Origin of the sequence: Streptococcus downei MFe28, assembly GCF_900459175.1 — a bacterium.
Taxonomy (GTDB): Bacteria; Bacillota; Bacilli; order Lactobacillales; family Streptococcaceae; genus Streptococcus; species Streptococcus downei.
Map to the genome: position 1 here is coordinate 1914163 of NZ_UHFA01000002.1, position 10008 is coordinate 1924170.

Consider the following 10008-nt stretch of genomic DNA (forward strand, 5'->3'; position numbering starts at 1 on the left):
TAAGCCAGATAATCGAGCGTTATCGGTTCGCTTATCTGACTGTCGCTAACTTTTAAATAAAGCCGCCTAGCTGGACTTATCTAACACCTGCAGACGGCTTCACTTATCTATTCGTAATTGCTCAGAAAACCTAGCTCAAGCTCGAACGGTTTTACTAGAGCCGTCCTTTTGATAGAGGTTAACCAGTCCCTCCTTACAGGCCCGAACCATGTCACCTGGTTGAACAGCCTGGGGAACTGTGATGGTCAAGAGTTCCATAGGATTTGGGGCGCGGTCAATTTTATTGCCTTTGGCATCATGTAGGTCTTCGATGTTGGTTTCAAAATGACGGAAGCCTGGACCGTAGAACTCAACCCGGTCACCTTCCTTGATAACATTACGCTGGCGAATGGTGGCCGTCATGGTCTTCTCATTAAAAGAGACAACCTCTGCGATAAATTTATATTGAGGAATCTTGCGACGGGCCCCAAAGAGTTGCTCGTTTTCAGTTGGCGTTTGGTAATAGAAGCCAGTAGCCAATTCGCGTTGGGCCACCTTCCAGAGTTCGTCAATCAAGTCCTCCTTGATAGCCTCAAATTTTTCTGGACTTTCCATATAGGCATCCACCGCTGCCTTATAGCAGTTGGTTACGGTTGAGACGTAGTGGATAGACTTCATCCGACCTTCGATTTTCAGGCTATCCACACCATTTTCAATCATATCTGGAATATGCTCAATCATGCACATATCAACGGCTGACATGGAGTAGTCCTCGGGAATTTCTCCCTTAAGATTTTGCCGCTCTTGGCCAAAAGGCATATCATAGAGGTCATACTTCCAGCGACAGGATTGGGAACAACCGCCCCTATTGGCATCGCGGTGGCTCATGTGATTGGACAGGGTACAGCGACCTGAATAAGAAATACACATAGCCCCGTGGACGAAGGCTTCAATTTCGACATCGGTCCGACGGCGAATCTCTGCCAGCTCTTCCATGTTAACCTCACGAGCTAGAACAACCCGAGTCAGGCCATAGTTGCTCCAGAATTTGAAGGTTTCAACATTGGTAGCTGAGGCTTGAGTGGACAGGTGAATGTCCAGACCTGGTGCCTCGGTCGCACAGATCTCAATCAGGGCTGGGTCAGAGACGATGACCGCATCCAGTCCCATGTCTCGCAATTGGCGGAACCAAGCGCCAGCTCCCTGCTCATTGCCTTCGTGGGTGACCATATTGGCCGCTACATAGACCTTAGCCCCATGCTCATGGGCAAAGTTAATCCCTTCTTGCATATCTTCCATGCTAAAGTTACCAGCTCGACTACGTAGGCCATACTGTTGGCCACCAACAAAGACAGCATCGGCCCCGTAGAGAACGGCAACCTTTAATTTTTCCAAGGTCCCAGCCGGTGAGAGCACCTCAGGACGTTTCTTGACATTTGTTGACATATCTATCTCCTCTGCGATTGAAAAAATCAATCGCCAAGTTTCTTTTTTAGCTCTTCCATTCTAAAGCAAATCCCCCTAAAAATCAAGGAAAGGAGCTGGTCCAAACGACAGAGCAATTGGCCTGATCAGACAAAAAGAACCTAGCTGAGACTAGATTCCTAGTACTTTATCATTAGTTTCTTGTGCAGATAGCTAGCTACCCTGAGGTAACCAAAGATAATCTTCACAACAAGTTATTTTGGTTTTTTCCGATTGACCAACTGTATAATTATTATGACAACTAGCGCTGTGATAGCTCCCGTAATGTAATATTTCATATTAACCTCAGCAATTCAGTAAATAGTTCACGCCTCCGCCAATTCCACCAACGATTGCACCAATAAATCCATTTGCAACACCACAAGCAAATGCACCTGTTACAGTTCCTACACCAGGACAAACGGCAGTCCCTCCCATTGCTCCTACCATAGCTCCTTCGGTAGCACCGGTAGCAGCTCCGGCAAGTCCTCCATTACCTACGGCATCGTTGAAGCTCTTCCAACTAAAACTTCCAGCTTCAATAGATGTCAAATAATCCATATCCGCTACTTCAAACTTATCAAAAGCCATGGTATCCAATGCTGCTGTATTCATAAAATTCTCTTTATTCTAAGTCACCAGAGTTTCAGCAAGTCTCTCTAGCAACGAAATCTTTTACGTCCCTCATCCTATCACTTAATTTTTTCTCAATCAAGACCTTCTCGGAAGCTTTAATTAGAACGTTAATATTCCATAAAAAAACATAAATTTTCTGACAATTAATGCTAAAGATGGGGGGCCTTAGCTACTAAACAAATTACAAGACAATAACAAAAAAGCAAGGGTTGAATTATAGTTTCGTCTTTGATTTTTACACTATTAGTTCCCTTTGGGACTAGGCAAAATTGGCCAATAGAACTTGTTCTCCCCATCCATCCTAACACTCGTCAGATAGGAACAACTTTTTTATCCTTTAGTCATCATGAAGCTGATAGTAGTAAATATGGTCCATAGCCCCCTTCGTCTAAGACCAGAACAAGTCAGGGCATAGAGGGCTAGAAGTATTATCAATAAGAATAGGGAGACCGAAAATAGGGCCTTTAATTTCTCATTTTTGGAACGCCTATTGAAAATGGTCGTTAAAATGACCAAAAGTAGCCAAAGAATAAAAAGATTGTACTTCATGATAGGTTTCTGCCTTTCTATAAATGCCTACTGAGCCAATCAGGCCGGGCTCTTCACCTGCTTTACTTTTTCTTCTGATTCAAGATCTGGTTGCCTGCCCCCTAGAACCATGATGGTCCATAATCCTCCGATAATGGCCTATGACCTCTTCTCCTCCCACAGCTGGCTAGGTGAAAATTTACTGGATCGTTTTTTATTGGCAAGAAGATTGGTCAAATTTATGATGCCAGCTCTTAGGCTGAACATTCCTGCTTCTCTGTCTGCTAGTCCCGACAAACTACAGCCCTAGGCCTAGCGGGCAAAGCGTGCTATAATAATTCCCATGACTAAGAAAAATCTGCTCAAGGGGGAGCGTATTGACCAGCTCTTCTCAACTGATGTAAAAATTATTCAAAACAAGGAAGTTTTTAGCTACTCAGTGGATTCGGTTCTGCTTTCTCGTTTTCCCAAATTTCCTGCCAAGGGACTGATTGTTGACCTCTGCTCTGGCAACGGGGCGGTTGGCCTCTTTGCTTCCACCAAAACCAAGGCCAAGATTATGGAGGTGGAACTGCAGGAAAGGCTGGCAGATATGGGCCAGCGCTCCATTGAGCTCAATGGACTTTCTGAGCAAGTGACCATGATTAACGATGACCTAAAAAATCTCATGGACCACACCCCTCGCTCAAAGGTGGACCTGATTCTCTGCAATCCGCCCTATTTTAAGGCGACAAAGACCTCTAAGAAAAATGCCAGCCAGCACTACCTCTTGGCTCGCCATGAAATTGCCACCAACCTTGAAGAAATTTGTCAGGTCAGCCAACAGGCCCTGAAAACCAAGGGACGCTTAGCTCTCGTCCACAGACCCGACCGCTTTTTAGAAATCCTGGACACCCTGAAAAAATATAAGTTGGCACCTAAGCGGGTTCAGTTTGTCTATCCCAAGGCCGATAAGGAAGCCAATATGATTCTGGTTGAAGCCATTAAGGATGGCTCGCCTGACGGGCTCAAGATTTTGCCACCGCTGGTTGTTCACAAGCCTAATGGTGACTACACCGATGCCATTCATGACATCTATTTTGGTCCCAACCACAAGGCCTATTATATGTATGTTCTCAAGTGTGCCGATGGTAGCCTCTATACCGGTTATACGACCGATTTGGACAAACGTCTGGCCACCCACAATGCCGGTAAGGGAGCCAAATACACCAAGTCACGCTTGCCAGTCGACTTGCTCTATTACGAGACCTTCAACCACAAGAACGCCGCCATGTCGGCTGAAGCCAAATTCAAACTCAAGACTCGAGACGAAAAATTAGAATACATTCAAGAACATAAGAATAAGGAGTAGGCTAGGTGCCTGCTCCTTGTTTTATTTTCAATTTTTTTGTTCTATCAAAGCAAAAGAAAAAACAGACCATAGTTTTTCTCTAATTTATCTTCGACCTAGGATGGAAAGTTTTTTACTTATTAAGCCATTTTTTCTAATCTAGAGTCGATTTAATAAGTTTTTTCATAACAAATCCTGTCCTTTTCACTCCTTAACCACCTCCAGGAGTTCAATCAGTTGCTTGGTAGCATCAGCCAGAAGGGCCTGTTTGGGATAGGCATAGGAGACATGAAAGGTGAAATTATCCTCTGGGACGAGGGGGATTTTGACTAGGCCCTCAATGTCGGAGAAGAGGACAAAATCGGTCAGGAAGATGAGGCCTAAATTCTCACGGACTAACTGGCCAATCATGGAGACTTCACTGAGTTTGAGGAGGACCTTGGCCTGGTTGTGGTATTTTTCATTTAGCTGGTTAAAGGCTTCAAGATGGGTATGGCCTTCATCCAAGAGGATAAAGGATTCGCTCAGAACCTCTTGGAAGGAGAGGCTTTTTTTCTTGGCCAGAGGGTGCTTTTCCGAGACCATAATGTAAAAGGAGCGTTGATAGAGTTCCTTGGTCACTAGCTTGGGATGGTCCAAAGTCCGCAGGCTACCTAGCAGACTGAAATCTAAATCGCCAACAACCAGCTCCTGCAAGAGGTCAAGGGATCCGTCTCCCACCATGCTAAAGGCTGATAAAAAGGAGAGGTCTGCCCCTCGGCCAATCAGCTGGGAGAGTATTCTAGCACGGATAATAGGAGGAAAACCAAGCTTGATGACCTTTTGATTGGCCCGCCCAATTTCCTTCTTGGATTGCCTGACTTCTTCTAAAATATGCTCAATATGTTGGGCTAAAATTTGCCCCTGCTGGGTTAGGATAACCGAGCGATGGGAGGGATCCTTAATAAAAAGGTCACAATTGAAATAGTCTTCCAACCTCTTGACTGCATAGGTAATGGTGGGCTGGCTGACCTTAAAAGACTGGGCCACCGCCGTAAAGGAATTGAGTTTGGCTAATTCTTGAAAATAGTAAAAATCTTTTAAATTCATGAGGGCCTCCAGCCTTATTTTACCACATGCACTAGTCCTTATAAATAAAATTTATAATAATTCTCCTGTTTGACTATAAGAATTTTTGGGGGCTATAATGGCGACAACTCGTCGAGAGTTACCCAATTAAATTTTAATCAGAGGAGAACTGATTCATGAAAGCACATGAAATTTTAAACAACCCTTTCATTAACAAAGGGACTGCCTTCACTATGGAAGAACGTAAAGAAAATGGCCTGATTGGTCTCTTACCACCTTATGTTCAAACGATTGAAGAACAGGCTGACCAAGCCTACCAGCACTACCTGCAAAAACCATCGGATTTGGAAAAACGCCTTTTCTTGATGGAAATTTTCAATACCAACCGCACCCTCTTCTACTACCTCTTCAACCAACATATTGTTGAGTTCAACCCAATCGTCTACGATCCAACTATCGCTGACACCATTGAGAACTACAGCCAACTTTTCGTCGATCCCCAGTATGCCGCTTATTTGGACATCAACCATCCAGAAAATATTGAAGAAACCCTGAAAAATGCGGCTGGCGACCGAGATATTCGCTTGATTGTGGCGACCGATGCCGAAGGGATTCTGGGTATCGGTGACTGGGGTGTCCAAGGGGTGGATATCTCTGTCGGTAAACTGATGGTCTATACCGCTGCTGCTGGTATCGACCCAGCATCTGTCATGCCTTTAGTGATTGATGCCGGTACCAATCGCCAAGAACTCTTGGATGACCCCATGTATCTGGGTAACCGTCACCAACGGGTGCGCGGTGACAAGTACTACGACTTCATCGATAAATTCGTCCAAACCGCAGAAAGTCTCTTTCCTAAACTCTACCTGCACTGGGAAGACTTCGGTCGCTCTAATGCCGCAACCATTCTTGATAAGTATAAGAAAGACATTCCAACCTTCAACGATGATATCCAAGGAACTGGTATCGTGGTTCTCGGTGGTATCTTTGGTGCTCTGGACATCACTGGTGAAAAATTAACTGACCAAGTCTACCTCTGCTACGGTGGCGGTTCTGCTGGTGCTGGTATTGCGTCACGGGTTCACGCCGAAATGGTAGCCGAAGGTCTTTCTGAAGAAGAAGCCTACAAACACTTCTTTATGATTGACCAACAGGGTCTGCTCTTTGACGATATGGACGATTTGACGCCAGCTCAAAAACCATTTGCCAAGAAGCGTGCCGACTTTGCTAATGCTGATGAGCTGACCGACCTGCTCCAAGTTATCAAGACCGTTAAACCAACCATCCTGGTCGGCACTTCTACCGATGCTGGTGCCTTCACCAAGGAAGTGGTTGAGGCTATGTGTCAAAATACGCAGCGCCCAGTTATCTTCCCAATCTCTAACCCAACCAAGAAATTGGAAGCTACGGCTGAGCAAGTGATTCAATGGTCTGACGGTAAGGCTTTTGTCGCAACAGGTGTGCCTTCTGGAACGGTTTCCTACAAGGGTGTTGACTATCAAATTGGTCAAGCCAACAATGCGCTCATCTACCCAGGCCTTGGGCTTGGTATGTTGGCATCTGAAGCCAAGCTCCTGACCGATGAAATGATCGGGGCAGCAGCTCATTCCCTCAGTGGTCTGGTTGACCCAGGCCAAGCAGGGGCTCCTGTGCTTCCACCATTCCAATACGTGGCTGAAGTTTCTATCAAGGTGGCCGAAGCTGTCGCTAAGATGGCTCAAGAACAAGGACTAGCACAGGCTAAAGAAACCGATATGGCCAAGGCCGTGCGTGACCTCAAGTGGTATCCTCAATACTAAGCTGGAGGTTGCGACCCATTATGAAAAAACTTAATGAGATTAAAATTTCAGGTATCAGTCTACCCCTCTACGCTGGTTTAGTCCTAATCCTGGCTATCGCCATCGCTCTTGGTAAGTTGCCCCTAAATATGCTGGGCATCACCTTTATGCTAGTGCTGCTAGGTCACCTCTTTTATTGGATTGGCCAAAAAACACCAATCTTCAACACCTATCTCGGTGGCGGATCAGTCATGACCCTGCTTCTAGCAGCCCTGCTCAATAGCTTTCACATTATTCCAAAAAATGTAGTAACAGCTACCAATACCTTTATGAATGGGGGAGGCTTCCTAGACTTCTACATTGCGGCCCTCATCTGTGGCGCTATTCTGGGCATGAACCGCAACCTTTTAGTCAAGGCCTCTGCTCGTTTTATTCCCATCTCTCTCGTTACCATGGTCATTGGTTTTCTAGCAACTGGTGGAATGGGGGTCCTCTTAGGCCAGGGCTTTGGCCACTCCGTCCTCTATATCTCTATGGCGCAAATGGCTGGTGGTGTTGGGGCTGGGATTACCCCTCTATCGCAAATCTACTCTAGTGCTCTCCACACTAGTAGCCAGTCTATCTTTAGTCAATTAGCTCCTGCTACAACCCTGGGTAACCTCTTTGCTATCATCGGAGCCATCATTCTAGCCCGAGGCTTTGCCAAGACCAAGTACAATGGCCACGGTGTCTTGATTGATGTAGACAAGTCGGAGCTAGAAAAACCAAAAATGGAGCTGGATGCCAGCAAAATCGGAGTCGGTCTCATGTTTGCCTTTGGAATTGCTCTGGTGGGAGTCATCCTCAATAACTTTGTCCCTAAGGTTCACAGTTATGCCTTCATGATTATTGTTGTCTTCATCCTCAAGGCCACTAATGCCGTGCCAAAATCCTTGGAAGATTGCGTGGTCATGTTCAACCAGGTCATCATGACTAACCTAACCCATGCGGTTCTGGCTGGTATCGGGCTGGCTATGATGGACTTGAGTATCCTGGTCAAGACCATGACGCCTAGCTTTGCCATTCTCAGCCTGACATCTGTTGTCTCCATGGGACTGGCCAGCTGGTTCCTGGGCAAGATTTTTGGCCTCTTCCCTGTTGAAACAGCCATCGGTGCCGGTATGATTAACAACTCCATGGGTGGTACCGGAAATATCGCCGTCCTGTCAGCTGCTGACCGGATGGAAATGATTGCCTTCGCCCAAATGGCCAACCGTCTAGGGGGTGCTATCGTCCTGATTTTGGGTGGTATCCTGGTACAGATTTTTAGCTAATACTCTTCAAAAACCAAAACTATCCATCGTTAACGCACTTTGCCGTACCCAAGTACTGCCTGCAGTTCGTTGCCTTGGCTATTTTTGACTTTTATTGACTATAACTATTACACATCTCTAAAAGTAGCCCTATCGCTTGATAGGACCACTTTTTCTATATCAGACAAAGAAAATCAAAAGCATTGCTAGTGGTTTTCGAAAAGGAAAAAGGCTCGACCGGAAAATGGTCGGGCCTTTTACTTCCAATTCAATACTGGTTTAGCGGTCACCCTTGTTGCGGATGACAAAACCATTTTTCTTTTCGCTGGAGGTGCGGTGGGGACGCTTATTGTCCTTCTTGTCGAAGTCCTTGAAGTTCTTGTTGGACTTGCGTTTGAAGTCGCGACGGCCATTACCATCCCGATTGTCACGGCGGTAGCGATCACGACCACCACGACCACGACTATTGCGACCGCCCTTTCCGCCACCACGGTTAGAACCTGATGGTTTAAATGGCAGAGGACGTTCCCGTGAGATTTCAACCTCGGGCATGGTTTCTGGATCCTGAACGGTTAGGCTAAGGATGTAGAGGGCCAATTCTTCTGGAGAAAACTCGCCTGCCAGCTTGATGGCATCACCCTTGAATTTGTCAAAATTAGAGCGAATCGTCTCATCCGCAAAATCCCGTTCAATCTTCTTGAGGGCAACGGCCTTCTTAGCCTGGAAGGCCTCTTGAGCTGTCGCTGGTTTGAGGCCCTTCATGCGTTTCTTGGTCAGATTCTCAATAATGGAGAGGTAGCCCATTTCATTTGGAGAAACGAAGGTCACGGACTTACCAGACTTTCCGGCACGACCTGTCCGACCAATCCGGTGGACATAGCTTTCAGGGTCTTGGGGAATATCATAGTTGTAGACATGGGTTACGCCAGAAATATCGAGGCCGCGGGCAGCCACATCGGTGGCCACGAGGATATCCAGATTATCGTTTTTAAAATCACGAATAACCCGCAGACGCTTGTTTTGGTCCAAGTCGCCATGGATTCCTTCTGCTCGGTAACCCCGCAACTTGAGGCCACGGGTCAATTCATCCACCCGACGTTTGGTCCGACCAAAGACGATCGACAATTCTGGTTGTTCGATATCAATCAGTCGGGTCATGGTATCAAATTTTTCGCGTTCCTTAACACGGATGTAGAATTGCTCAACATTATCGCTGGTCAACTCCTTAGCCGCAATCTTGACATGCTCAGGCTCTTTCATGAATTTGACACCAATTCGCTTGATGGCATCAGGCATGGTAGCTGAGAAAAGTAAGGTTTGGCGCTCATCAGGAACATGGCTGATGATGGCCTCAATATCTTCCAAGAAGCCCATATTAAGCATTTCATCGGCCTCATCCAAAATCAAGGTTTCAACATGATTGAGCTTGAGAGCCTTGCGTTTAATCAAGTCTAAGAGACGACCTGGTGTCCCGACAACAATGTGGGCACCAGAGCGCAGGGCCTTAATTTGCTTGTCAATACTAGAGCCACCGTAAACTGAGCGAACCTTAACGCCCTTTTCACGGCCAAAGCGGAAAAGTTCTTCCTGGCTTTGCACAGCCAATTCCCGTGTTGGGGCAATGACCAAGGCCTGGATGACATTATTGTCAATAGCAATTTTATTTAGGGTTGGAAGACCGAAAGCCGCCGTTTTACCCGTCCCTGTCTGGGCTTGACCGATAACATCCTTGCCTTCTAAGGCTAGGGGAATGGTCATTTCTTGAATTGGGGATGGTTCAACAAAACCAGCTTTTTCAACGGCTTGCAGAATATCTTCTGCTAAATGTAATTCAGTAAATTTCAATGAATTCTTCTTTCTAAAAGGTGGTGCGAGGCCACCTTATCAAGCTTGATACTCTTTAAAGGGGAGGTAGAGACCTTCAGAGGAACCG

General features: G+C 46.2%; 7 protein-coding genes. 3 read left to right on the forward strand and 4 right to left on the reverse strand.

The features are described from left to right. Positions 1–135: 135 nt before the first annotated feature. A complete protein-coding gene (locus tag DYE66_RS09180; protein WP_002996507.1) occupies positions 136–1425 on the reverse strand; it encodes a peptidase U32 family protein in 1290 nt (429 codons plus the stop codon). Between the two features lie 324 nt (positions 1426–1749). After that, entirely contained in the window at positions 1750–2058 is a 309-nt protein-coding gene (locus DYE66_RS09185) for a hypothetical protein (protein ID WP_002997207.1), read from the reverse strand. An 892-nt stretch (positions 2059–2950) separates the two neighbouring features. Between DYE66_RS09185 and DYE66_RS09200 the strand changes: the two genes are divergently transcribed. Next, positions 2951–3958 carry a GIY-YIG nuclease family protein gene (locus DYE66_RS09200; RefSeq protein ID WP_002996725.1) on the forward strand — a complete coding sequence of 336 codons (1008 nt, stop codon included), beginning with the start codon at positions 2951–2953 and terminating at the stop codon, positions 3956–3958. A gap of 183 nt (positions 3959–4141) precedes the next feature. Here the strand turns inward: DYE66_RS09200 and DYE66_RS09205 are convergent, their stop codons facing one another. After that, the gene (locus DYE66_RS09205) at positions 4142–5026 is read right to left on the reverse strand and encodes a LysR family transcriptional regulator (protein ID WP_115325134.1); all 885 of its coding nucleotides are present in this window, start codon (positions 5024–5026) and stop codon (positions 4142–4144) included. A gap of 155 nt (positions 5027–5181) precedes the next feature. Here DYE66_RS09205 and DYE66_RS09210 point away from each other — a divergent pair, with 155 nt between their 5' ends. Together DYE66_RS09210 and DYE66_RS09215 are read left to right on the forward strand one after the other, a co-directional pair. Continuing rightward, positions 5182–6804, forward strand: a complete 1623-nt coding sequence (locus DYE66_RS09210) for a malolactic enzyme (RefSeq protein WP_002996757.1) — start codon at positions 5182–5184, stop codon at positions 6802–6804. Positions 6805–6824: 20 nt separating this feature from the next. Next, entirely contained in the window at positions 6825–8096 is a 1272-nt protein-coding gene (locus DYE66_RS09215; RefSeq protein ID WP_115325135.1) for a 2-hydroxycarboxylate transporter family protein, read from the forward strand. Between the two features lie 258 nt (positions 8097–8354). Here the strand turns inward: DYE66_RS09215 and cshA are convergent, their stop codons facing one another. Continuing rightward, complete coding sequence (gene cshA, locus DYE66_RS09220; protein WP_002996680.1) at positions 8355–9920, reverse strand: degradosome RNA helicase CshA; 1566 nt, start codon at positions 9918–9920, stop codon at positions 8355–8357. Between the last annotated feature and the right edge of the window lie 88 nt (positions 9921–10008).

Excerpts from the sequence above, each read along its gene's own strand:
- DYE66_RS09180 (WP_002996507.1), bottom strand. The coding sequence starts at position 1,425 with ATGTCAACAAATGTCAAGAAACGTCCTGAGGTGCTCTCACCGGCTGGG.
- DYE66_RS09185 (WP_002997207.1), bottom strand. The coding sequence starts at position 2,058 with ATGAATACAGCAGCATTGGATACCATGGCTTTTGATAAGTTTGAAGTA.
- DYE66_RS09200 (WP_002996725.1), top strand. The coding sequence starts at position 2,951 with ATGACTAAGAAAAATCTGCTCAAGGGGGAGCGTATTGACCAGCTCTTC.
- DYE66_RS09205 (WP_115325134.1), bottom strand. The coding sequence starts at position 5,026 with ATGAATTTAAAAGATTTTTACTATTTTCAAGAATTAGCCAAACTCAAT.
- DYE66_RS09210 (WP_002996757.1), top strand. The coding sequence starts at position 5,182 with ATGAAAGCACATGAAATTTTAAACAACCCTTTCATTAACAAAGGGACT.
- DYE66_RS09215 (WP_115325135.1), top strand. The coding sequence starts at position 6,825 with ATGAAAAAACTTAATGAGATTAAAATTTCAGGTATCAGTCTACCCCTC.